Here is a 23,734-nt window from a genome sequence, read left to right as displayed (position 1 = left end):
TTCGGAGCCTTTGATGATTAGAATGAATTTTATGAAGAGTGTGCAGGCGGACCGTGTGTTGAAGGCGGTAATGGATGGGGTGACGGATTACGAGGTGATTGCTCAACGGGCGGGTATGGAGCCCGATCTGCTGGTTGAAAAATCGGAAGTGATTGACCGGGCGATTCAGTTGATGAGGGGTTTTTACAGGTATGCGCATGAAAATATGAAGCCGGCGGGACTGCCGCCGCCGAGGAATCCTTATTTGAATCCGAAAAAGGTGATGGATGAGCAGGCATCGGAATATTTTGCGTTTGAGTGTGTGCAGCGGATCGGTATGACGCAGGAAAAATGCATTTGGACCTGCGGACAGCTGGGGCTGGGTGAGGAGTGTGCAGGGCTTGCTTTGGAGAATGTTACGATGCCGTGGCGGACTTCCAACGGGTGGAAATCGTATGCCCGGATGAATGCCGAGGGCGTTTTTGTGCTGATGGATAAGCCGCCGGTGAAGTTGAAACGGCATGTGGAGCGGATGTTGTCGGAACTGGTTGAATAATGCTCGTTTTTTTGATTTGGCAAAGATGTTGCTTTAATGTTGTTTTTTGGGACCGTTTACTTGAGCATTTTGCACATATTTTTTGTTTAGGGATTGAGTCGATGAATAAGGTGATAATTTATGTTTTCTGGAAATGAGCCGCCTCCGGCCTATGGGGCGCCGCACACTCCGCCGCCGGGGGACCCGGCCGGGCCCTATGGAGCTCCGCATCAACCTGCACCGTTAAATCTGAAAGGAAGCGGCGGGTTAAAGCCGATGCGCTTGCTCTTTATGGTATTGCGCCGCTGGTATGTCCCTGTGATTTTCGGCGTGCTCGGCATCCTGGTTGGTATCATCCGGGCGATATTTGCGGTTCCCGTCTATCAGGCGAAGGCTGAGATTGAAATGAGTATTCAGCGGCCGCAGTTCATTCAGACGGAGGTGAACCTGGAAGAGGGCGGGGGCACGCTGAGTGAAGATGTGATTTTCAATACACGTTTTGCCAAGTTCGGGTCACCGGCTATGGAGGAGATCGCTTCGGAGGTTTATTTCAGCAAATATTCTAAAGAAGAGTATTTGCAGCGTACTGCGTGGAGCGGGGTTCAGGATTTGGCGTATTGGGTGCGTCAGGTCGGCTGGTATAAGCAGGGCAATGCCAATATTGTGCATGTTTCATTCCGCTGCCCGGATCCCGAATTTGCCGCACAACTGGTGAATGTGATGATTGAGTCGGCCGGTCTTTTGATGGAGCGGGATAATAAAGAACTTTCTGACGGCGCCGTGAAATGGCTGGTGGATCAGACGGAGGTGCTTCGTAAGGAGTTGGAGGGCGTCGAACTGGAGCTGGCGGATAAACGGCAGGCTTTTCAGATTACGACGCTGGAGCAGCGGCGGGAGAGTCTGGGGGCAATTCTGGCCGATTTGGAAGCGCAGAAAGCGGGACTTGAAAACCAGCTGGCTTTAAGGCAGACGGAATATAATTACCTTTCCGAATGGGAGGAGTCGGGCCGCAGTATTGAAACGTTGCCGACGGGACTTCCGAAAGAGCAGCAACTCTACGAATTGCTCGGAACCTGGCAGACGGCATTGGATGAATTTCAGCGTGTTTCTGAAAAATATACACAGAAACATCCGCGGTATCAGGAGGCGAAAAGAGCGGAGGAGCGGGCACTTGCGAGACTGGATCAGTTTATTGAAGTGTCCTGGAAGGCGATTCAGAATGAATTGACGCTGCTGAAAACAAAAATCGGTCAGATGCAAGGCCGGGTGGTGAAAATTGAAACGGAATTGCGTGACCTGGATAAAAAGATTGCCGACGGGAAGCGGAAATTGCTGAAGCTGGAGCGCAAGCGGGATACTGCAGAGGCATCGTACCGCTCGGTGCTGCAACGTACGGAAAATACCCGGTTGGCGGCAGAGCAGGATACTGCGTTTGTGAAGGTATTGCGGGAAGCGGCGGTGCCGCGTATTCCGATTGCTCCGGATAAAAAGAAAATTGTGATCATCACCGTTTTTCTGTTCGGTGTGCTGGGTGCAGGGCTGGCGGTAGCGATGGAGTTCTTGATGAACCGGGTCGGCAGTGTGACCGATTTGAAGGATCTTGGGCTGCATGTGCTGGGTATTCTTCCCCGTGAAAGTAAATATATGACCCGTGCGGATATTGCGAAATCGGGTATTGTGGACAGCTTCGGGGCCATGGTTGAAGTATTTGTTGGAATTAATGGCTATATTCTTTCTGAAAAATTTAAAGAACAGTCAGAGGTTTTGATGGTCAGCAGTGCGGGCCCCGGCGAGGGGAAGACTATTTCTTCGTGTAATCTGGCGATCAGTCTGGCCCGCAATGGGTTGAAAACACTGTTGATTGATGCGGATTTGCGGCGTCCTCAGGTGGGAAATATATTTGAGATTCCTTCAGAGCATCCTTCTTTGCTGGAGTGGCTCTCTTCCCGCCACGAGGGAATGGAGCACCGTCAGTTGGTTTCACACAATATGATTGAAAATCTGGATGTGATTACCAGTCGGCCTTTGAAAAATGTAAATCCGGCAGAAATGCTGGGGCGCAAAGAGTTGGCGGAGCTGGTTGAATGGGCACGGAGTGAATATGACCGGGTGATCATTGATACACCTCCGATTGGACCGGTGGGGGATGGTGTGGTTCTGGCTTCGTATGTGGATTCTGTTATTGTGGTGTCCCGTGTAGGAAAAACCAATATGAGGAGTCTGAAGTCGATGCTGTCGCGTCTGCTGGAAGTTGATGTGCTGATCCTGGGCTGTATTGCCAATGATGTGCCCTATTCGTTGGCCGGAAAATTTTCCGGTGCAGAGGGATACGGTTATGGCCACAGCTATAAAAGTTATGTGAGTGACACTGCAGAGTGATGAATTTTGATATTCGTACAGATAAACCGGAAGTCAGTGTTTCGGTTATTACATATAACAACGGCCCGTACATTCGTGAATGTCTGGACAGTATTCTGGATCAGGAGACCGATTTTTCGTATGAAATCTGTCTTGGAGAGGACGGATCGACGGATGGGACGCGGGAAATCTGTATTGAATACGCGGAGCGCCATCCGGAAAAAATCCGTTTGTTTCTCCGGACACAAGAGGATGCAGGACGGGAGCGTTTTAAATCCCAGGGGGTGTATAACTACATTGAAACCACCCGGGAGTGCTGCGGAACATATGTTGCCTTTTGCGATGGGGATGATGCTTGGATCTGCAAGAAAAAGCTGCAGAAGCAGGTTGATCTTTTGGCGGCGGATCCCGGTGTATCGCTCGTTCATTCAGATTTTGATAAGTCAAATGAGGTTACAGGGAAGCAGATTCATGGATTTAATTCAAAGCGCGGGATAAAACCCTGCGTAAAACAGGAGAAAGAGAAGGCGATCATTGACCTTTTGTTGTGTCGCTATGCAATTGCCGCCAGTTCTGTGGTGGCCCGCACGTCAGATGTTCTGGATATTTTTGATTCAAGTGAAGAGCTTTTTCTTACTTACCCGATGGGGGATACCCAAACATGGTGTGAGTTGTTGCGGCGGGGCAGGTTCCATTATATGGACGAAGCGCTGGCTCTTTACAGAATTACCAAGGAATCGACCTCTAATTCGTTGTCAGCGTTAAAAAAATTTGAATTTGTTAATGATACTGCCGATCTGGGGCTCAGGCTGATCAGCCGCTATAACCTGCCCAATCGGGAGTTGATGGCCTATAAGGTTAAAAACTCCAATCGATACGCCATGCTTAGTGGAGATATCCATGAGCTGGAAAAGCTGCATGCTTCGCACAGCAACGCATTTGAAGGGGTTGAAAAGTTGCTTTTCAGGATCAACCGGAGTGCGCTGTTCCGCCCTGTTGTTGCTGTGCTGTTCCAGATGAGATATATCCGGAATCATTTGAGGCTGTAATAATATCAGTTCTTCCATCTTTTTTCGTATGCGAACAGCATCCGTACAGCTTGCATATGATGGATTCTGGATTCTCTGAACGGGTTCGGAAGAAGGATTGAGAGCCTTTTTATGCCGAGTATGAGAGGGGACCGGCAACTAATCGATTTTAAAAATTGACGTGTAGTGGACGGTTTAGTAAACACATCCGCTTAACAGACTGGGGTATGTCTGTTTACGCGTAAGTCCTTATGGATTAAGGGAGAATGGAACAAGTTTACGGTGTTTTAAAGAGTTTGTGCGCAGGTTTTTGGGCGTATAAACATGACGTATTATAGGTTTTTTGGCGTACACTAATTTTTCTCATATTTGCCAAAACAAAAATTTGCTGACATTCAATAGATTATTTAGAAGTTGTTAAGATAGCGAAGCCGCCGGATCAGAACGCGATCCGCTGTAGGGTATATCTGCAGGTGTATTTTAGAGCCTGATCTGAGAACGACTGAATTCTTCCTCCGCAGCACACATACCCCGACTAGATTGGCATAGTGAATGCTGTAGAAGTCATACGTATTTCTTCGGCGGGCAACCAAACCGTCCCGTCGAGACTCTTGGGGCAGAGTGGAATACGTGTGAACATCAATATAGGAAGAATTCGATGTATAAAAAGATAATGAAAGGGCGGTTCGGGGCTGGTGCCGTCAGATTACTCACGCTATCGGTTTTTATTCTGGGCACTGAAGCGTGGGCGATCGATATTCCGTCTCCGCCAGCGGGTGGTCCGCCTGCGCCGGTGCTTACAGGAATTGAAATCTCCGGACCTGCTTCGATGGATGAGGATGGAGCCGCCGAGTTCAGTTGTACGGCAAAATACTCCGATCTCAGCAGCGCAATAATAACACCCGTTTGGTCTGTGGATGCCGATTTCGCAGCCATCAATAGTAGCGGCACCCTGACTTCTGATGATCTTATTGAAGATCAAACGGTCACTGTAACCGCAATATATGATGGCGAAACAGCGAGTCTCGAAATCACCGTCATTGACTCTGTGCCTACCCTTACCGGATTAACCATTCAGGGACCGGCCCAGATTTATGAGCAGGCCAACGCGACATTCACCTGTAATGGCTCCTATTCAGACGGCAGTTCCCGGACGGTGGATGCGGACTGGAGTGTTTCATCTTCGGCTGCCGTGATTGATTCCGCCGGACGGTTGACCGCCGGCGATGTGAGTTCCGATTCGCAGATGCTGGTCTATGCCGCATTTGGTGGAAAATCAGCTAATGTGGCGTTAACCATTAAATATATTCCGCCGGAATTGGTCGGTATCATGATTGCCGGCGGTGTATCGGTATCCGAAGGGTCTTCTATTGATCTGAGTTGTGTGGCTCAGTTTTCGGATGGTAGTTCGAGCATTGTGGAGCCGGTCTGGAGTGTTAATTCTCCCTATGCGTCGTTATCATCCACCGGCGTTCTAACCGGCGGAAATGTGCTAAGCGATCAGGCGGTAACGGTTGGGGCCAGCTATGGAGGTTTTGCGGATACGCATTCCGTTTTGATCACGTATGTGGCACCTGCGCTCGAAAGCATTTCAATTGCCGGCCCGACCTCCATATTCGAGGAGTCGTCTGCTCAATACGCTTGCACGGCTTATTATTCAGACGGTACGCAGAAAACAGTTTCGCCTTCCTGGAAGGAATCGTCATCCTATATTTCGGTCAGCGGCGGCGGGTTGGTCAGTACGGGAGATGTAACGGAAGATCGCAGTGCCCGACTTTCCGCATCCTACGGAGGAAAAACCGCGCAGCTGAATATATCGGTACTTTATGTTGAGCCCGATCTGGAGTCCATTGTGGTGTCCGGGGCGGTCATTGTGGATGAAGGCGTTTCCACCCGCTATACCTGTATCGGATACTACGCCGATGGGACATCCGGCACGGTAGTTCCGGTCTGGAGTGTGAATTCTTCAAATGCGGTGATCGGTGCTGACGGTTGGCTGACGGCGGGCAATGTTTTGGAGGATGAGGGCATCATTGTGACGGCAAATGTCGGGAATCTTTCCGATTCTATCGCTGTGAGCATAAAATTTGTCCCACCGCCGGTTGTGGTCACGGGAATATGGATTGAGGGTACGAATACGATGTGGGAGCTCGACGATGCAGAACTTATCTGCATGGCTTCATTCTCTGATGGCACGACGAATACGGTTTCTGCCTCGTGGTCGGTGGCTTCGGGCAATGCCTCGATTTCATCCGGCATTCTGTCTGCAGGGAATGTTGAAGAGGACTCGCTGCTCTCTGTTACGGCATCGTACGCCGGTTTCCAGGCCGGGCATGAGATGAATGTGCGCTATGTCGATACCACGATCACTTACCCGCTGATTGATCTTGAGGGAAAGACGGTGATGGCTACGGTGTATGAACAGACTGCAGATCAGTGGTATACTGTGGGGCCTTTTGAAGAGGAAATTATCTTCGAACGTAAAGATCCGACGCAGTGGTATTGGATTTCGATCTATGAAACCAACACCGTCAGCGGTGAATCAACCGAGATACAGGCCGGCTGGATGCACTTATAACCGTTTAATGATTAAGGAGTACGCAATGAAAAAAATATGGATAACATGGATTGCAGCATTTTTCTGTCTGCAGGCGTTCACGGGAGAAATCGGTCTGCCGACCGAGAGATTGGCACTGCCGGCTGTCAGCGGTACACATCTGGTCTGTGTCTGGGATGATGCGGCCCAGAACTGGATGGGCAGTTTTGAGACCTATGATCATGCTGGAGTTTACGAATTTCAGGTTCCGGAGTGGGGCAAATGGTACTGGATCGGCCTCTGGGATTCCTCGAAAGGCGAATATGTCTACGGGAAATGGGTTGGTCATTTCCTGACGGATTAATTCTTTCATAGATGAAACCGCTTGTTCAGTGGTGAATGGATTGTATTCTTGCGAGAACAGTCTTAAATCCGGCTGTTCTTTGTTTGTAAGCGGAGTCGTGAAGTTATGTTTGGTAAATTTACAGTTGCTGCAGTTCTATTAACCGCGTGCATGTTATCGGGCTGTGTCTCCCCGGATACAAAAGAGGTTTCTGCAAAGGACTTTAAACCTGTACCCGGTTCGGCCGGGTCGGAGCAGATTCCTGATTTGGTCGCCGGTGATGCTCTGGAGATTTCGGTGGAGGTTGACGGCAACATGGAAGTGGCGGCCTATCAGACTGAGATCAGTTCGACCGGCCGGGTCACCCTGCCGCTGGTCGGTGATGTAGCGATTTCCGGTTTGAGTGTGGAGGAGGCTCGCTCGGGAATCACTGCGGCCTACGGGAAATATTTTGTCAGCCGGCCTGTGATCATTATTAACCGGGTGAATGACCTGGCCAGTACCGAATGGGGATTTGTCACGGTCACCGGAGCCGTGGCGCAGCCCGGCCGGGTGAGTATTCCTTCTGCGCAGGGTATCAAGCTGACCGCTGTGATCAGCCGTTCCGGAGGGTTTGCGCCCAGTGCGAAGAAATCCGATATCCGCATCACCCGAAAGGTGGAAGACGGACGAAAAATACGAGTAACCATTAATTATAATGATATTGGGCAGGACGGTGACGCCGATTCGGATATCAGCCTGTTTCAAGGCGATATTGTGTATGTTCCCCAACGGATTTTCTAATGAAACGAATTTGTAGTTTCTTTGCTCTATATGGCTTCCTTTCTGTAGGAGTACTTGCTCAGGAAGAGGCTCAAACGGGAATTAATCTGGGCGGTTTTGTGCTCCGACCGTCGGTGTCCGGCTCGTTGGTATACGATGACCGGCTTGAGTATAATGAAGCGACCGATAGCGCAACACACGACGTCTATGCAGAAACGACTGCCGGCGGAGAGCTTTCCAATCAGGATGCTCAGGTTAATGTTTCTGTCCGAGCAAACTACGGTTATCGCTATTATGATGACTATGTAGAAAATAATGATGATTTCTACAATGCCGGCGGTGAGATCGGTTCCGATGCTTATGCATTACGCTGGAGACTGGCGACGGACGTAGCCAAAATGCTTGGATATACGTGGAATTTGGAAAATGAAGCAGTTAATAATTCCGGATCCATTATATCGGATGAAGTCAATACGCAGTGGACTCTCAATGGAAATCTCGATTATACCGCGCAGATATCCGAAAAAACAGCTTTCGTTCCCTCATATTCGGTGCAGCACTACTATCAGGAATTTGAGGGCTCGGATACGGCGGAGTGGCAGACGCATCAGGTCTCACTCATTTCAACCTATGGGGTATCGCAAAACACGATCATTAACATTGGCGGCTATTATTCCATGCAGGTCAATGATGACGAAGATGGGTCGATTGCTGTGCTCGGTGGAGGGTTTGATACCCGGATCACCGACAAAACATCGGCCAGTCTGCGGGGCGGTGTTGGATATGCGGATTATGATCTGTCCGGATCGGATACATCAGGGCTGATTGATCTTCAGATGAACTGGCAGGCGACTCCCAAACTTGCTCTCTATGTTTCCGGTGGAAATACGTACGAGCCCGGTTACGGAGGCGGTGAAGCCCGCATGCTTTATCGTGTGGGATACGGTGCAAGTTGGCTGCCGACGAGCAGGTTCAGCATCGGAGGATCAGTATTACACAATTATGAGGATGGCATTAATGGAGATGATGATTCCATCTATGGCAGTGTTCAGCATTTTTTCACGCTGCAATGCGGATATGATCTGACGCGCAGGCTGAACCTTGCTCTGATTGTGAATTATGCTAATGACCAGGAGCCGGTTTCCCGTTCTACCGTATCGCTACGGCTACTTTATATGTATTAACACCGGCGAAAATATCGTCTTTGGTTTGTTTAGGAAAATCATGATTGGTTTCCGTTTTTATGCAGGAAAACTTCCGGATTCTGCAATTCGAGAAAATTATTGGGTGTTGGTTGGTGTTCTCCCGATGAGCTTTCGTATTCCTTTGCACAGCTTTTGTAGGGTGGCATGTTTCCGGCTGAAAATATTGCAGATATGTTGTTATGCATTAAAGGAGCTTTTTACATTAAGCCTCCCTTGTTTTGTTGAGTCGGAGGTTGTGTTCTTTGCGCAATTTCGCTTCTGTAACGCATTCTTGTTGCATGAGCGGCAAAAATTACAAATCGATTAAAAATACTATTGCTGGTTTCTTCCCGGGCGGGGTTGAGAGTGACCAATGGCGGCAGCGTGTTGAGAGACTTAAGGTATTGAATTCCTGACGCGGATTGGCGGAGTTTTGCCGCTGTGATTTTTTTCCTTCTGCTTATGGCATAGCTGTTGCTAAAATGTCTGTAACAGAAAAGCTTACACCGAGGTAACGGGGATGAACCTGATACTACAGGATTGATCAGTGCCCGGCTTAGTGTGTGATACAATGGAGCATGTATGATGAATACAGTGCAGTATAATTTTTTAAAGTTGAGTTTCCTTTTTACACTAACTGCTGTTCTTACGAGGACGGTCTGTGCTGTCGGGGGATATCCAGATATGCAGGTATCTGGTCCAACCGACCAGTTCCCTAAAGAATTTGCAGCGTTTAACCCTCCTGTCGATGCGGACTATGTGATTCCCGATGGAGCCCCCCAGATTGCTGAGTGGATACGGGCCAATCAGCCTGGTGATACTTTGGCTTTGACGGGGGAAAATTTCAGTTTAAAAGCAGCTGGTGAAGAGGGGGGGAAGACTTGCTTTACAGTTTATGCAGGTGATGAGTCTCTAATTGATGCTTCCATTCTTCGATTGGATGGGAGGCTTTGTTCTATAATGCTACCCGAAACGCTTCCGAAGAACGACATGTATCTAATGTGGCCGTGTAATGCTGAAGGTTATGGTCGCCCTGTGGCTATTAATAAGGCTGAGCTGTGGTGGGTTGGTTTTGATAAAGTCGTTGCGGGAGATTATTTTTCTGTTTACGGGAGAAATGTTTCTCTAGGAGGTGGAAAAAGTTACCTCTTTGTGGAGAACTATGGATGGATTGAGAGTGTTTCTGCAAACCCGTTTAAAGCAACTTTTGTTGTTCCTGAAGAATTGGAGGAAGGTAGCCGCCGGATCTGGTTGCACAATGGTCATGGTCGAGCATTCGGTTGGTCGGCTGAAGCCAGTATAGAGGTTGAACCTGCCAAAGAATGGAGCTCGAAGATTTTCAATGTAATAGATTTCGGGGCTGATGGTGGTGATTCATTTTCAGATAGTGAAGCTATAGGGAAAGCTCTGTCTGCAGCTGAAAAAGTTCCGGGGTCTACGGTCTATTTTCCCGAAGGAATATATTTGGTAGATTCTGTTGTAGAATGTAGAAGTGATAAAATTGTTTGCGGTGATGGAATGGGGAAAAGTGTGATTCGATCCGCCGGAGCATTTCCGGCGTGGAAACCCGTGCTTGCTGCAAAGGATAATGCTGTTATACGGGATCTGACTATTGAATGTACTGCTGTTTTGGACGGGGCGGACGCAGTTACCGTAGGGGGGAGCGGCACCTCTTTTCTCAGGGTGGAGTTTTCTGCGTTGCGTGACGAGGAGCGCCGGTCAATACTTGATATTACAGGGTCCATTTATACAACGATTACAGAATGTCGATTTATTCAAGTTAATGATGTGAATTTAACAGGAGCTACGCAGGCTAGATTTCGCGGATGTACTTTTTTAGGGACTGAAGACTGCAATCAGATGGTTACTCTGAAAGGGTCGCAATATATTGATTTCAGCGAATGTTTTGCAGGGAATTATGATGAAACAGATGCCTCCGGCAGCTTTGGGTGGTGCAAGGGACGATGGTTAACCGGTGCCGGTCCATCTAAAGATTGTTATTTCGGGCTAAATCAAACGGAAAATATGCTCCCGAGACAGTCAACTCCTTATGTTGAAGGTATTTCTCCTTCATATATTGGGGCTTATGAGAAGGTTGATGATCGTTTGGGACAGCAGATTTGGAGATTCGACAATCTGCCAGAAGTTGCAAATGGAAGAAAAGGGCGTTTGCATATCACAGAGAGTCCTGATGGTGATCTTCTTAGAAGTTATGAAATAAAAGAGAGAATTGATACTTCTACTGGAGAACTGATTCTCGCTGTTGAGGATTGGGTTTCAAAAAAGCCTTCCGATTTAAACTGTAAAGTCGAGTTGCGCGATACGGTTGATCAGAACTCGGGTGAGCAAATTATGTTTGAGGGGTTGGTAACCAGATTTCGGGGGAATCCAGTTGAAGTATCGGATTATAAGGTCCGGTTTGATCGTTTATCCGTCAGTAACGGTCCGCGGATGGTTTCTGTTGTTCAGGGAAAAGGAGTTGGTCAGTCTCGTAGAATCATGTCTCTGGACGAAACAACAGGAGAGGTAATTTTAGAAGAACCGTGGAATGTTATTCCTGATACAGAGAGTGTTTTGACGGTAGGGAATTATTTAAGCCGGGTTGTTGTCTATGGCAATGCGCTGGACGGAAGACCATATGGAGCAACAACTGATAAAACAGCATCAACGGGAGCGCAGGCCTATGGTGGGGCATCCGATTTTATCGTGTATGGTAATGTTTTTACTGAGCTGGAGAGTGGTTTCAATAATTTTGGATATGGATCTTTTGAGTTTGACGGGATCCATAGCACTGTAGCCCCGAATTATTTCAATGTTTTTGAATCCAATTTAGTCGAAACGTGCTTTTTCGGGGCTCCAAACTCTCTTTATTGTCCGAAAAGCAACTTGCCGATTCAGGGTGGAGATATCGGCGTTTTAGGCAATCTGTGGAGAAGAAATATATTTAGTAATATCGTTTCCACAGTATTCCGTTCCGGATCTACATTCTCTGATCCGTCAATCCATCTGAATATATACGATGGAAACGTAGCTGTTAATTGTGGGGCGTTCCTTGCTCAAGGCCAAGGGAACAGGAGCAGTGTAATTGTTAATAACAGAAGCGTTCATCAGAATGTTGAAGAGGGTGAAATAAATATTGAGGTTGACAATGTTCCGGTTCTATATGGAAATCAATGGAGTTCATTAGTTCCGTACGAGAATTTGGTGGTTAAGCGGAGTGTTTTAGTTGTGCCGCACCGGGTTATTCTGATTAATGAGTCGGCTAAAAACTTTAATATTTTTAATGCGGGATCAGCGGAGCTTTCATGGAGTGCAATTTCGCAGGCGGGTTGGATTTCTCTCGAAGCTGCCCGGGGGGTGCTGTCTGCAGAGGAGGATGCACAGGTAAATTTTGAAATTGTAAATGTTCCCGAAGAAGGGACAGAGGCACAGATAAAGCTTCAGTCTGAAGATGGGGAGACGATAATTATAACACTGATTTATGAACCAGAAACGACCATATTGACTGATAGTATCACCTATCCTTTACGAGGGTTTGAGGGGAAACTGATCAGGGCCAGTGTGTGGGATGAGGTCGCGGAAGAGTGGGAAATACTTTGGGCAAAAAAATCTCCAGTCGAGCTTCAGATAGATCACCTGGTAAACGGGCGGTGGTACAAAGTTTTATTGGAGGAGTATGAAGAGAAAACGGGGATGTGGAAAAAAGCGCATGCCGAGTTCTGGTTCTGTCCGAGAAAATAACTCATACTGATTGTCTATTAAATTGAATTGTATCAAAGGTAGTGTCTTCAATTTTCCTACTCACAAAAATTAAAGATATAATATAGCGCAAGGAAAATTTGTAGCAGATGCCTGAATTTAAGTCTGACAGCAGCTTGAGACGGATTCTGAGTAATGGTGTTTATACGGTTAGTCGATTCGGTATATATGCCATTTCCGGAATTCTATTTATCCCTTTTTTGGTAAAAGAATTCGGTAGTGGTTCTTATGGACTGCTTGCCCTTGGAGGATTCCTTACTCAGTATATCGGCATGATTTCCAGTTGTGTGGGCACGGCAGTTGCCCGCTATTTAAATATAGCTCTTAATAGCAATGATTGGAAACAGGCCAATGAAATCTTTACAACGGCTATTGTAGCGAATGCCGGGTTTATCTTATTGCAACTTCCTTTGTTTGCCTTAGGGGTGTGGAAATTAGATTGGTTAATTGATTTCCCCGAGGAGCTCGCAAGTGATTTCCGTATTCTGGTCGCGTGTAATATTCTGCTGTTTTTCTTAAACATTATGAAGGGAGTACTGTTTACTCCCATTCAGGCTGCAAACCGTTTAGATATCAGTGAAAAATTCATGATTGGATCGCAGATTGCCAGAATGGTGCTTCTGTTTGGTTTAATCAAGTGCTGTGGTGCAAGGCTGTGGATTGTCGGGGCAGTTGATCTGAGCCTTTCAATTTGTGTGTTTTTAATCGGAGTATCCATATACCACAAGCTTGTACAGGAAAACCTTATTTTCAAGCGGGAATATATTACAACCAAGTGGGTAAAGCCTATTTTATCGATGGCTGGCTGGTCTTTGGTTTCAATGCTCGGGTTTTCGTTGTTTGTGAAAACTGATGTGTGGATTATCAATCGGTTTGTGAGTAAGGAGATGGCAGGGGTGTATGCCGCATTATTGGTGTGGCCTAATCTTATCAAGCAGGTGGGGTCTGTATTGGGGGGATTGGTGGCACCGGTCTTTACGATTGATTTCGCACATGGGCGAAATGAACGTATGGTCGATAGTCTGATGGTTTCCGCTCAGTTCGTGGCCTATGCAGCATCATTGTTGTGTGGAATATTCATTGCATTGGCTCCGGGATTGATCAGACTGTGGCTTGATGAGAGCTTTATTCAGTATGCGTTATGGATTCGCCTTTTGCTGGGCTTGTTGGTTTTTACGATCAGCGGTTCAGTTTTTTGGAGGATTTTTGTAACAATCGGAGAAACAAAATACATGGGATTGGGCAATCTTATTCCGGGAGTGTTGAATATATCCTTCTCATTATTGCTGGTACATTTCGGTTATGGTGCTCTGGGTGTTATTTACGCGTCAATGGCCGCTCTGGTCTTAAAAGAAAATATTCTTTTCCCGTTTTGGATATCCAAAGAAGTTGGAATTCCGTTTTGGCGGTTTTTATTAATTTACCTTCGTGCTGGAGCCGGATGTGTGTTGGTTATTCTGGTGAGCCAGCTTCTGATTTCAAAGCCTGTCGAGATGTCGATATGGCAACTGGGTTATGTAATGCCTCTAAGTGGACTGGCTCTTCTTGCTCTTATCATACTTATGTCAACCAATAATGAAAAACAGGCCTTTACAAAAGCAGTTCAGAATAACTTGCCGATAGGAGCAAAAAAATGAATATCTCCATATTCGTTGTTTATTTCGGAAATCTCCCGCCTTTTGTTCCATTGTTTCTATCTTCATGTGCAAGTAATCCTGCAATCGATTTTCTGTTATTGGGTGATGCCTGGTTGACTCTTGATGGAGATGTTCCGGAAAATTGTCGCGTACTTGGGATCGGGCTGGATGAATTTAAGGAACGGGCTTATAAGGCCACGGGTATTATGCCCGGGTTTTCATCACCGTATAAATTGTGTGATTATAAGCCGGTTCTTGGAGAAATTTTTGGGCGAGAGCTTTCCGGGTTTGATTATTGGGGGTTTTGCGATACCGATATTGTGCTGGGGGATGTGATGTCATTTCTGGGGGATCTGGAATCGTATGACATCTTCAGTACCAGCAGGGAATATCTAAGTGGACCGTTGTTTTTTTTCAGAAATACAGAGCGAATCAACAAGTTGTATTCCATGAGCAAAGATGTTGAAAAAGTTATGAGCTCTGAGAAACACTATTGCTTTGATGAATGTTCATTCGCTTGGTCGAGGCTTCTTGCAGGCCAGTCTATTCTTGAGGTGGATACTGAAATTGAGAGTATGACGGAGGTTATTGTAAAGGCGCAGAACAGAGGAGAGGTTTCGGCCCATTTTAAGAACCTTTCGCTGGAGCCTCCCAAGGGGTTCAAGGGGACGGTATCGGTGGATAACGGGCGGGTTCTGATGAATGGACAATCCTATATTCACTATCATCACCTGCACAATAAAGGCCGCTCGGTTTATACCTATCCCAAATGGCATTGGAGTCAGGTGCCTGAGAGCTACTGGATTAATTGTTACGGCGTATTTGGTAAGCATGGGTTGGATCTCGGTTATCGCTTTAATCAATATAAAACACGGTGGTTAAAGCGCGTTGGCAGGAAGTTGAGTAACCCATTAGGACGGACAGACTATAATGCCACAAAAATCACTTAGTAGGCTCAATGTCAGATTAAAGGCAATTTGTGATGAAGATGTTGATGTATAATTTTGTCGGCAATCCAGATAGCGGGGATGATCTTAACGAGTTGTGTCAGCTCTCTTGGGATGAGGGGACTGTTATGTGTGCTCGGCATGCCTGGGTGTGGCCTCTGTATTGTCAGCTCAAGATGAAAGGATTGCCTGTTTCATTCAGTTATGAATTGCAAGCAGATGCGGTCAATTTTGTACATGCTCAGGTGGCGAGGGTTATTTTGAGTCCCAGTGAGTTGAACAAATATTTTGTGGTTATCATTCGTGCTGATTATCGGAGTTTTCCATTCGGGAGGTTTGAAATCGTTCAGAATAAGCATTGTGCTGCGGGATCTCGAAGAATTTACATGCCGCATTATCCGCAACCCGGTTTGTTGCCGCGAATGAAAGATAGGACTCGAGTTGAAAATGTATGTTTCAGTGGACAGCCGAACAATTTTTGCATTGATAAAGATCGGTTAGGTAAGGATCTGGAAAAATTAGGGTGCAAGCTGGTGTTTCGGGACTGCGGTGAGTGGCAGGACATGCGAGAGGTTGATGTGCTGTTGGGTATTCGTTCTTTATCGAAAAGAAAATACCATAGTAAGCCGCCGACGAAATTGTTTAATGCCTGGCAGTCCAGGATACCCTTTATTGGGGGCTATGATTCCGCTTATGAACAGGTAGGGCGTCCGGAAATCGATTTTCTTAGAGTCTCGACTTATCCGGAATTATTAGATGCGGTTTCACAACTTAAGAAAAATTCGGAATTGTATAATCGTATCGTAGAATCAGGGTTGAAGCGTGGAGAGCATTTTACTGCTGAGTCTACTACATACCGCTGGATTAACTTTATTGAAGAGAATGTTGTTCCTGCCTTTAATCATTGGAACATTCATGAGCGGAGTATATCGCAGGGAATTAAAAAACGGCTATATGCTATGGATAAATGGTATCACCGAATGCGAGGCCTCGGCTGTTAGTCAGAATACAGGATTATAACTCTTATGAAAATTTGTTTGGCGGCCGATGCGAACTACCTGCAACACCTCATTGTCACGATGGCATCCGTAATCATAAACTCTAATCCCGAGGAGCCATTGGAGTTTACTGTGCTTACAGATGGAAGTATTCATCCAGACTGTCTGAATGGAATAAGCTTAAGCCGTTCGTATGGAGTACGGGTGATAAATGCTGCCGAGCTGGTACACGAGCATATGGAAATTGATGCTGAGTGCCGGTGGCCGGTGGCCGTATATTATCGTTTATTGCTGCCTTCGTTATGTGAATCGGATTCGCGAATTATTTATCTGGATTGCGATACGATTGTTAGAAAGTCACTCGATGAGCTGTGGAACCTTCCGATGAAGGAGTCTTCCATTGCCGGCGTTCCGGACGACGGGTTCGGTCATAAAAAGCGGTTGGCACAGTATGGTGTGCAACTGGAGAATGAATACCTTAATTCGGGTGTTATGCTCTGGAATCTCGACCGTATTCGCAGTGGAGATTATGAGAGAAAACTGAAAGATGCCGGTATGCGCTTGCCGAATCCGGAATTTCCCGATCAAGACTGGATCAATATAATGTTTGATGCGGAAAAAAAGATAATTCCGCCGAAGTGGAATGCTATGAGTCACATATTCGAGCAGGAGAGGAATGCTGCCATTAATAGTACTGAAGAATTATTCGCAGCAAAATGTGATCCATACATTTGCCATTTTACGAACATAAAACCATGGACTATGACCTATACAGCTCATCCCTTTTGGTTGGAGTATTGGGAATATCTTGCTAGCACCCCATTCGCAGGTCGAAAGTACTGGGGAATTATAAAAAAACGGTTTCTTTCATCTGATCAGTCTTTGCTGTACAGGTTGGTCAGATTTATAAAAAAGTAGTGGTTTTATGAAGGTATTATTTTATTTCGGTGTTTTTGCCCGCATCGGAGGCATCGAAGAGTTCACTAAAGATCTGGCTTCGGTGCTTTGCGCTCATGGGATGGATGTCAGCATTGTGTGTGCTTCATTGAAAAGTCCGATTCTTGATGAAATGGAGCGTGTTGGAGTTAAGGTAAAGCGGATACCGTTTTGTTGGGGGTGCCGATGGAATTTACCGGATTTTGTGTTATTCCCTTTTGCTCTATACCAATTGAGAAAAGCAGATGTAGTCGTGCATCAAAAGCCATTTAAAAACTGGTTTTACAAACTGTTTTCCAGAAAACCGAAACATGTGTATATCACGGCCTATCGTCCTGGTGAGCAATTTCGGGATGCCGGTATTCTGAAAGATTTTTTCTCCCGGTTTGACCATATTTTTACGCAGGCGACTTTATTCAAGGGAGATCTTCGCAGGGCTGGGGTGAATTGTTCTGTTTCAGTTCTGCCGTATACACCTCCACAGGGGATTTCTTTTTCACCACTGCCTTTTAAAGGAAACGGTGTGTTACGTATTGCGATGATGGGGAGGGTTGAGCCACAAAAAAATCCGGTTTATGCGATAGAAATTGTAGAGGGGCTTTTTCATCAGTTAAAGCAGTCCGGCACTGGAGTTGAGTTTCATGTATATGGATCGGGAACGCTATTGGAAGAGGCGAAAGTTTTAGCTGATCAGCAAGGGGTTACGGTTTCGTTTCATGGAGCCTATCAGCGTAAAGATGTTCCGAGCATTGTCGCGGAGAATGACTGTTTTTTAATTTCGTCCGTATCGGAAGGGCAGTGCATCGTCGCGCTGGAGGTTTTGGCAGGAGGCCGGCCGCTCTTTGCTACTGCAGTCGGGGCGTTGCCTGATATTTTATGTACACCCGCTCGCGGGGCATTAATCCCTCAGGGAAATTCGAAGGAGGCGGTATCGGTTATTCAGGAATGGTTGGAGGAAAATCAGCCGATTTCTCCGGAATCTATTTTGGAAAGTTATAAGGAGGATTATGACAGAGAAACCGTAGCCAATCAGTATGCGGACATATTTCGGGATTTAGTTGGTAAAGTATGAATCTGGTCGCGCTCATAGCATATGGGGGGGTGAACATTTTTATGTTCCTGTTTCATCTGCTAGGTAAAAACCGGATTTACCAATTTCCGTTTTGGGCGGCAGCGATTGCTTTGGGATGGTTTTTCCCTCAGTGTGTCGGAGGGTTCCGTATTGCGGATCAATATCCGGGAAATGCTTATGCTTCCGGACTTGTTTTTGCGACTTTCTGCAGTGTGGCTTTGTGGATGGGGTTTTATACCGGCCATGAAAAGATGGATTATAGTCCTGTATGGCTAAATATGAAATTTGACCGTAAAAAGTTATACGTTGCAGGAGCTATATTGTGCCTGGGAGGTTTTTACTTCCGATATAAACTAATGTCTTTGCCGGAAGAAGTGCTGGGAGTAGCGCAATGGTCCGGTGCGGCGGTTAAATATCTTTTTCTGGCGAGTATATTTGTTTTCGGTTTTTTGAGTATATGGCTTTTATATTTGAGTCAGAATCGAATCATTGTGGTTCAATACCTGTTATTTTTAATTCCCTCATTATTGATGCTCTTTCAGGCGGCCATTATTAATGGGCGCAGACGGGCAATGATGAACCTGGTGTCGTATTTATTTGTGGCCCCTTGGTTTGTCCGGCGAATGGTACTGCCGCGGTGGCTGCTTGTTTCGGGATTATGCGTCGGGCTTTTGCTGGTTAACTCAATCGGAATATATCGATCAATAATGAAAAACAGTGACGAGAGTTTTTTGACCCGATTGAAACAGATTGCTGCAGCAGACTTCACCCGCGAATCGGAGGAAGTTATTGAGAAGGGGGGAGCAGAGTTTAATAACTATATATATCTGCGTCAGGTACATGTTGATTTAGGAAAATTTGATTGGGGGGTTAAGCATTGGAACGGGCTGGTCTTTAATTATGTTCCCGGTCAGTTGATAGGGCGTGGCACTAAAAAAGCGCTAATGTTTCCAGTCTTAAATGAAATTAAATTGGCCAATGAGATGTATGGGCATGTTTTTTTTACGGGAACAACGGCTACGGGATATTTGGATGCGTTTGCTTCGTTCGGCTGGTTGGGCTTTGTGAAATTTTACGTGATAGGATTACTTATGGGAATTCTTTACAGACACGCGATGCAGGGTTTATTTTTAGGCCAACTGTTGTATGTATATGTGCTGTCTCAAGCGATGCATGCGATTTCGCATGGAACTCATATGATCCTGTTTTCAATATGGGTTTATTTTTTTGCGCTGGGCTATCCGGTTTTGCGATGGGCAAGAGTTGAAGCTGAGTATTAAGAAGAGAAGTATATTACTTTGTTATTATAATAACGCATTTGGCAGGTTGCTTCCCCGAACATTGCAGGGTCAGAACAGGGATTGAGATTACTTCTTCTGAATAAATTTTATGCATACAAGTACAAAAAGAGAGATGTCTTAGTGGCGATATGAGTCGGGTAATTGTGACACAAAGAGGAGCGCGGCATCGTTATCAGATTCCGCGTATGCTGGAAGAGGCGGGGTTACTTGCGGCGCTGTATACAGATTCAACGGTTTATAGTCCGGTCGGGCGTATGGCGGGTGTTCTGTGTAAAATAGGGCTTGGCGTTCACAAACTGAAAGCATTGGCTTTACGTGTGCCGGAGGGTATACCGGCAGATAAAATATTTTCATCGGATCGAGAGCTTTTGCACCGGGGAAAACTCAGTACGGTTTTTGAAAAACGGGGGCTTCGCGGCGCATCGGTAGTTTACAATATGAATGGGGAGGATATTCCTTTTCTTAAATATGCTCGAGCGCATGGTGCAAAGATAATTGTGGATGTTTTTATCAGTCCTAAGGCCAATCAAAATTTATATGCTGAACAGCAACGGTTTAAAGGGGCTGGAGAAAAGGGGGGGCTTTCGGAAGCGGACTGCCGACGCGCAGAGCACCGGGGAATCGGTGCGTATGCTCCTCTTGCGGATATTCTGCTTTGTCCTTCCGAGTGGGTTGCAGACGGGGTCCGGGATTTTGCGCCTGATCATGCGCACAAGATTCGCGTAGTGCCCTATGGTTCAAGTATTGAGCCGAAGCGACAGGTCGATGTGGAACCGGGCAGACTTCTTTTTGCCGGTCGAGATGCATTGCGAAAAGGGCTTCCGTATTTGGCCGAAGCGGTTGCGCAGTTGAAAAGTTCGGGGCTGTCTTTGCAGGCTCGTGTGGCTGGGTTAACTCGTAAGGAGTGTGATTGGATGCCCTATGCTGATCATCTTGAATTCCTGGGGATTGTTCCGATGGATAAGATGAGTCAAGAGTATGAGCGAGCTGATCTGTTTGTTCTGCCTTCGCTGGCCGAGGGTCAGGCCGGAGTTATTCTGGAGGCGTTGTCACATGGTTGCCCGGTTGCAGCGACCCGGGAGTCCGGTGTGGATCTGATCACGAATGAAAATGGTATGCTTGTGGAGTCGCGTTCAGCCGCTCAGCTTGCCGACGCCATTAAAACGATGGTCGTGGACCGGGGGTTCAGAGATCGAATAGGCGCTCAGGGGCGTTACTTTTTTGAGCGGGAGTTTGCTCCGAAAGTATGGCGGTCCCGCCTTGTGGAAGTCGTTGAAAAACTTTAAATATGATGATCCTATGAATAATCATTCAGTAGCAATTATTACATTCCATTTATGGATTAACGGTAATCTGAACTATGGTGCAACCTTGCAGGCCTTTGCGCTGGCCCGTGTGGTGGCGGAGATGGGGTTCCCGGTGCAGTTAATCGATTATATCCCGGAACCTCTACCTGCGAACGATGTATTCCGTTCTGTTTATCGTCGTATTTTCCGGTGGAAAGTTTCCAGAAGAATTCCAGCTGCGAAACGAAAAGGGTTTGAAGAATTCTTGCGAACGCACGGTTATTTGAGTCGGAACCGGTATACCAGTCTGGAGGCATTGCGGGCAAATCCTCCGGAAGCGGATATCTATTTAGCCGGCAGTGACCAGATATGGAATACGCAGATTTTCCACGGAGAACTCTATAGAGCCTATTTTCTGGACTTTGGGACTCCTAAAGCCCGGATTTCATATGCCAGCAGCTTTGGTTCTGCAAACAATGAGCAAAAATATGATGCGGAGATCGGAATCCTGCTTTCTGAATTTTCTCATTTAGCGGTGCGGGAAAGCAGCGGAGCTGAAATCGCGAAAAGGCTGTTGCCCGGAACACAGCAGGTAGAGACGGTTGTAGATCCGACTTTGCTTCTGGAAGATTATACGCCATTTGTCCGGTCGGTGGATGCGCAAGGGTGTCTGCTGGCCTACCTCTTCCATCCTTTGGAAGCCGAAGTTGATACATTAAAGAAAACGGCGCGGAATCTGGGGCTTATACCGGCAGTGATCAGCGATTCACCATCAGCTGTTTTTGATGGGTGCAGAATTATATCATGTAACTCTCCGGCCGAATGGCTGGGTGCTTTTCAGGGTGCATCTGCGGTTGTTACGAATTCATTTCATGGAACGGTTTTTTCCACCTTATTTGAAACGCCTTTTGTCAGTCTGTTGAGTGATGAACAGGGAATTGCAAACCGGAATACGAGGGTACTCAATTTGGCCTCCAAACTGGGGGTGGAAAATCAGTTGCTCAATCAGTATGATCCCGAGTTGTGGACCGAGAAGCTGCGGGCACCGATAAATTGGGAGGCAGTACGTTCTTTGCTTATGGAGGAGCGTAGTCAATCGAAAGAATATCTCGCCCGGGCATTGACAGAATTAAAAAATTAACCTGAACAGAAACGGTTAAAGTATGAATACGGGAAATACAGCAGCAGTTTCAATTTACGTCATAACCTATATGACGTCTGAGCAGCGATACCCGGTGTTGCGCCATACCGTTGAATGTGCTCTTCGACAGGATTATCCGGAATTTGAGGTGGTTGTGTCTGATAACTGCAGCCCGGTTTCTGTTCATGAGGCTCTTAAAGGAATTGATGATCCGCGTCTGAGGATCTGTACGAATGGTGAAAACACCGGATTTGCCGGAAATCTGAACCGCTGTGTTGAGCATTGTGCCCATGACATTATCAAACCGCTGTGTGATGATGATCTGTTGCATCCCGGCTTTTTGTCCGCAACCGTTCCGCTGATTGATGATGAGACAATGGTCGTTGCTGGCGTGGAGAAATTTCTGGTGGGGAATGATCCGGAAGGATTGAAAAAATCGCTTCCGGAAACACTTCCTACGGTCCGTCGAGATGCCGGGTATGGAACAGATATCTGGAAGCTGCCTTTTTCCGCGAGCTCCATCCCCTCGGCAACGATCTATTCGCGTCGGCTTTTTGAAGAGCTTGGCGGCTATGATGCCAAAACCATAACGGCCGATTGGGATCTTTTTATTGAGGCCTGTATCCATCGGCGGGTGGTTGCTGTGGATACGACGCTTTGTTATGTGGGCGTGTGGGGCGGAAGTCTGACTGAAGAGATGCTGGATAAACCCTACTTTTTCCCGCAACAGGGTTTATATACAAAGTTTCGGGTGGCCCGGTGTAAACAACTGCTAAGGCAGGATCAGCAGTTTTTATTCCGGATGTTGCGCAAGGAACTCCGGGTGCAGGGACTTCGTTGTTTAAAAAATTTCTATAAGCGCGCTTATCGGGATGGATATCGGGATTTTTATCGAATTTACCGAAGGTTGAAACACCAGAGAATCGAAGCATTTGGGGCGCGGCCCGGTGGTATTCCTGAAGGGAGTCAGGCATGGTCACGACAAGTCTGAGGCGACTGGGCAATGCAGGGTTAACAGCCCTGGGCAATATGCGGCGCTCATCCTATGACCTGAATCGAACTATTGTTCTGAGCGGCACGGGGCGGGGCGGGACCACCTGGCTGGCCCAGTTGATGACTGCGGTTCCCGGATCACTGATTTTATGGGAGCAGCTCCATTCCGCAACAAATCCAGCCTCGCTGGAGTACGGCTTTGGAAGACCGCGTTATCTTCCGGTGGATTTTGCAGGGGCTCGGGAGACGGACTATATTGAATTTATGCTTAAAGGCGGGGTATTGGGGACTGGTTTACGCAGTCAGTTGTACTTTAATCCATGGAACGTGATTTTCTTTAAGCGCTACATTCATAAGTTTGTAAATGCAAATATGCTGTTACCGTGGATGACGCATCGGTTTGGAATCAAACTGATCTATCTGGTCCGGCATCCCTGCGCTGTTGTTTCATCGCAGCTCCGGCACTCCTATGGCGCATGGGCGGATCATTCGAAATCCAAATGTTTCCACGAGTCGCTGTTCAGCCGCTATCCTCATCTCCAGGATGTGTATGATCGAATTAATACGCGGGAAGAGAGTCTGGCCTTTGACTGGGCGATCCAGAACTATGTGCCCTTGAAAGAGGGTTTTAAAGGGATTACAGTCTTTTATGAGGATCTTGTGGACCATCCGGAGCAGGAACTCGGCCGGATTTTTGATTTTCTGGAAATGCAGATGCCGGCCGGAGTAAAAAGAAAAATTACAAAACCATCTAAAACGGCGTATAAAGATTCGAATAATCTGAAGAACGGCAAGGCGGATTTGGCAGGGTGGAAAAAAAAGCTGAAGCCGGAACAGGTTGAGGCGGTGATGGATGTTGTTATCCAGGTGGGTGTCGACCTGTATGGATCGGATGCACGCCCGGTAAAGCGTACACTGGACCCCTGAATAAGGTAGATC

18 protein-coding genes are annotated in these 23,734 nt (G+C 46.8%); all 18 read left to right on the top strand.

Features of this window, described 5'->3' with window-relative positions; genetic code table 11:
- Window positions 1-13 precede the first annotated feature (13 nt).
- Window positions 14-535 (top strand): hypothetical protein, encoded by a 522-nt coding sequence (locus tag P9H32_RS03925; protein WP_322607567.1) that lies wholly within the window; start codon window positions 14-16, stop codon window positions 533-535.
- A 120-nt stretch (window positions 536-655) separates the two neighbouring features.
- The gene (locus tag P9H32_RS03920; RefSeq protein ID WP_322607566.1) at window positions 656-2,893 is read left to right on the top strand and encodes a polysaccharide biosynthesis tyrosine autokinase; all 2,238 of its coding nucleotides are present in this window, start codon (window positions 656-658) and stop codon (window positions 2,891-2,893) included.
- Window positions 2,893-3,921, top strand: coding sequence for a glycosyltransferase (locus tag P9H32_RS03915; protein WP_322607565.1), 1,029 nt, complete (start codon window positions 2,893-2,895; stop codon window positions 3,919-3,921). Before P9H32_RS03920 ends, P9H32_RS03915 begins: the two co-directional genes overlap by 1 nt.
- Before the next feature lie 637 nt (window positions 3,922-4,558).
- A complete protein-coding gene (locus tag P9H32_RS03910; RefSeq protein WP_322607564.1) occupies window positions 4,559-6,478 on the top strand; it encodes an autotransporter outer membrane beta-barrel domain-containing protein in 1,920 nt (639 codons plus the stop codon).
- Between the two features lie 25 nt (window positions 6,479-6,503).
- Window positions 6,504-6,800, top strand: coding sequence for a hypothetical protein (locus P9H32_RS03905; protein ID WP_322607563.1), 297 nt, complete (start codon window positions 6,504-6,506; stop codon window positions 6,798-6,800).
- Window positions 6,801-6,905: 105 nt separating this feature from the next.
- Window positions 6,906-7,562 carry a polysaccharide biosynthesis/export family protein gene (locus P9H32_RS03900; RefSeq protein WP_322607562.1) on the top strand — a complete coding sequence of 219 codons (657 nt, stop codon included), beginning with the start codon at window positions 6,906-6,908 and terminating at the stop codon, window positions 7,560-7,562.
- Window positions 7,562-8,725: a hypothetical protein gene (locus tag P9H32_RS03895; protein ID WP_322607561.1), complete on the top strand. Its 1,164-nt coding sequence runs from the start codon at window positions 7,562-7,564 to the stop codon at window positions 8,723-8,725. Before P9H32_RS03900 ends, P9H32_RS03895 begins: the two co-directional genes overlap by 1 nt.
- Before the next feature lie 582 nt (window positions 8,726-9,307).
- Entirely contained in the window at window positions 9,308-12,466 is a 3,159-nt protein-coding gene (locus P9H32_RS03890; RefSeq protein ID WP_322607560.1) for a glycosyl hydrolase family 28-related protein, read from the top strand.
- Window positions 12,467-12,573: 107 nt separating this feature from the next.
- Window positions 12,574-14,121, top strand: a complete 1,548-nt coding sequence (locus P9H32_RS03885; RefSeq protein ID WP_322607559.1) for a lipopolysaccharide biosynthesis protein — start codon at window positions 12,574-12,576, stop codon at window positions 14,119-14,121.
- The gene (locus tag P9H32_RS03880; RefSeq protein WP_322607558.1) at window positions 14,118-15,071 is read left to right on the top strand and encodes a DUF6625 family protein; all 954 of its coding nucleotides are present in this window, start codon (window positions 14,118-14,120) and stop codon (window positions 15,069-15,071) included. Before P9H32_RS03885 ends, P9H32_RS03880 begins: the two co-directional genes overlap by 4 nt.
- A gap of 32 nt (window positions 15,072-15,103) precedes the next feature.
- Window positions 15,104-16,069: a hypothetical protein gene (locus P9H32_RS03875; protein ID WP_322607557.1), complete on the top strand. Its 966-nt coding sequence runs from the start codon at window positions 15,104-15,106 to the stop codon at window positions 16,067-16,069.
- Between the two features lie 24 nt (window positions 16,070-16,093).
- On the top strand, window positions 16,094-16,984 hold the full coding sequence (locus P9H32_RS03870) for a glycosyltransferase family 8 protein (protein ID WP_322607556.1): 891 nt from the start codon (window positions 16,094-16,096) through the stop codon (window positions 16,982-16,984).
- 7 nt (window positions 16,985-16,991) lie between these two features.
- Window positions 16,992-18,074: a glycosyltransferase family 4 protein gene (locus P9H32_RS03865; protein ID WP_322607555.1), complete on the top strand. Its 1,083-nt coding sequence runs from the start codon at window positions 16,992-16,994 to the stop codon at window positions 18,072-18,074.
- Window positions 18,071-19,354: a hypothetical protein gene (locus P9H32_RS03860; RefSeq protein WP_322607554.1), complete on the top strand. Its 1,284-nt coding sequence runs from the start codon at window positions 18,071-18,073 to the stop codon at window positions 19,352-19,354. The genes P9H32_RS03865 and P9H32_RS03860 overlap by 4 nt, the downstream gene beginning before the upstream one ends.
- A gap of 164 nt (window positions 19,355-19,518) precedes the next feature.
- Entirely contained in the window at window positions 19,519-20,661 is a 1,143-nt protein-coding gene (locus tag P9H32_RS03855) for a glycosyltransferase family 4 protein (protein WP_322607553.1), read from the top strand.
- Between the two features lie 13 nt (window positions 20,662-20,674).
- Window positions 20,675-21,802 (top strand): polysaccharide pyruvyl transferase family protein, encoded by a 1,128-nt coding sequence (locus P9H32_RS03850; protein ID WP_322607552.1) that lies wholly within the window; start codon window positions 20,675-20,677, stop codon window positions 21,800-21,802.
- Window positions 21,803-21,824: 22 nt separating this feature from the next.
- Window positions 21,825-22,793, top strand: coding sequence for a glycosyltransferase family 2 protein (locus P9H32_RS03845; RefSeq protein WP_322607551.1), 969 nt, complete (start codon window positions 21,825-21,827; stop codon window positions 22,791-22,793).
- Complete coding sequence (locus P9H32_RS03840; protein ID WP_322607550.1) at window positions 22,775-23,722, top strand: sulfotransferase domain-containing protein; 948 nt, start codon at window positions 22,775-22,777, stop codon at window positions 23,720-23,722. Before P9H32_RS03845 ends, P9H32_RS03840 begins: the two co-directional genes overlap by 19 nt.
- Window positions 23,723-23,734: the final 12 nt, after the last annotated feature.

It is taken from the genome of Pontiella agarivorans (genome assembly GCF_034531395.1).
In the GTDB taxonomy this organism is placed as follows: Bacteria; Verrucomicrobiota; Kiritimatiellia; order Kiritimatiellales; family Pontiellaceae; genus Pontiella; species Pontiella agarivorans.
The sequence above is the reverse complement of the archived record's forward strand: the minus strand, read 5'-3'. Positions and strand labels throughout refer to the sequence as shown.

What these genes read in the sequence shown, in the direction of transcription:
- P9H32_RS03925 (WP_322607567.1), top strand. Translation starts at nt 14, where the DNA reads ATGATTAGAATGAATTTTATGAAGAGTGTGCAGGCGGACCGTGTGTTG.
- P9H32_RS03920 (WP_322607566.1), top strand. Translation starts at nt 656, where the DNA reads ATGTTTTCTGGAAATGAGCCGCCTCCGGCCTATGGGGCGCCGCACACT.
- P9H32_RS03915 (WP_322607565.1), top strand. Translation starts at nt 2,893, where the DNA reads ATGAATTTTGATATTCGTACAGATAAACCGGAAGTCAGTGTTTCGGTT.
- P9H32_RS03910 (WP_322607564.1), top strand. Translation starts at nt 4,559, where the DNA reads ATGTATAAAAAGATAATGAAAGGGCGGTTCGGGGCTGGTGCCGTCAGA.
- P9H32_RS03905 (WP_322607563.1), top strand. Translation starts at nt 6,504, where the DNA reads ATGAAAAAAATATGGATAACATGGATTGCAGCATTTTTCTGTCTGCAG.
- P9H32_RS03900 (WP_322607562.1), top strand. Translation starts at nt 6,906, where the DNA reads ATGTTTGGTAAATTTACAGTTGCTGCAGTTCTATTAACCGCGTGCATG.
- P9H32_RS03895 (WP_322607561.1), top strand. Translation starts at nt 7,562, where the DNA reads ATGAAACGAATTTGTAGTTTCTTTGCTCTATATGGCTTCCTTTCTGTA.
- P9H32_RS03890 (WP_322607560.1), top strand. Translation starts at nt 9,308, where the DNA reads ATGATGAATACAGTGCAGTATAATTTTTTAAAGTTGAGTTTCCTTTTT.
- P9H32_RS03885 (WP_322607559.1), top strand. Translation starts at nt 12,574, where the DNA reads ATGCCTGAATTTAAGTCTGACAGCAGCTTGAGACGGATTCTGAGTAAT.
- P9H32_RS03880 (WP_322607558.1), top strand. Translation starts at nt 14,118, where the DNA reads ATGAATATCTCCATATTCGTTGTTTATTTCGGAAATCTCCCGCCTTTT.
- P9H32_RS03875 (WP_322607557.1), top strand. Translation starts at nt 15,104, where the DNA reads ATGAAGATGTTGATGTATAATTTTGTCGGCAATCCAGATAGCGGGGAT.
- P9H32_RS03870 (WP_322607556.1), top strand. Translation starts at nt 16,094, where the DNA reads ATGAAAATTTGTTTGGCGGCCGATGCGAACTACCTGCAACACCTCATT.
- P9H32_RS03865 (WP_322607555.1), top strand. Translation starts at nt 16,992, where the DNA reads ATGAAGGTATTATTTTATTTCGGTGTTTTTGCCCGCATCGGAGGCATC.
- P9H32_RS03860 (WP_322607554.1), top strand. Translation starts at nt 18,071, where the DNA reads ATGAATCTGGTCGCGCTCATAGCATATGGGGGGGTGAACATTTTTATG.
- P9H32_RS03850 (WP_322607552.1), top strand. Translation starts at nt 20,675, where the DNA reads ATGAATAATCATTCAGTAGCAATTATTACATTCCATTTATGGATTAAC.
- P9H32_RS03845 (WP_322607551.1), top strand. Translation starts at nt 21,825, where the DNA reads ATGAATACGGGAAATACAGCAGCAGTTTCAATTTACGTCATAACCTAT.
- P9H32_RS03840 (WP_322607550.1), top strand. Translation starts at nt 22,775, where the DNA reads ATGGTCACGACAAGTCTGAGGCGACTGGGCAATGCAGGGTTAACAGCC.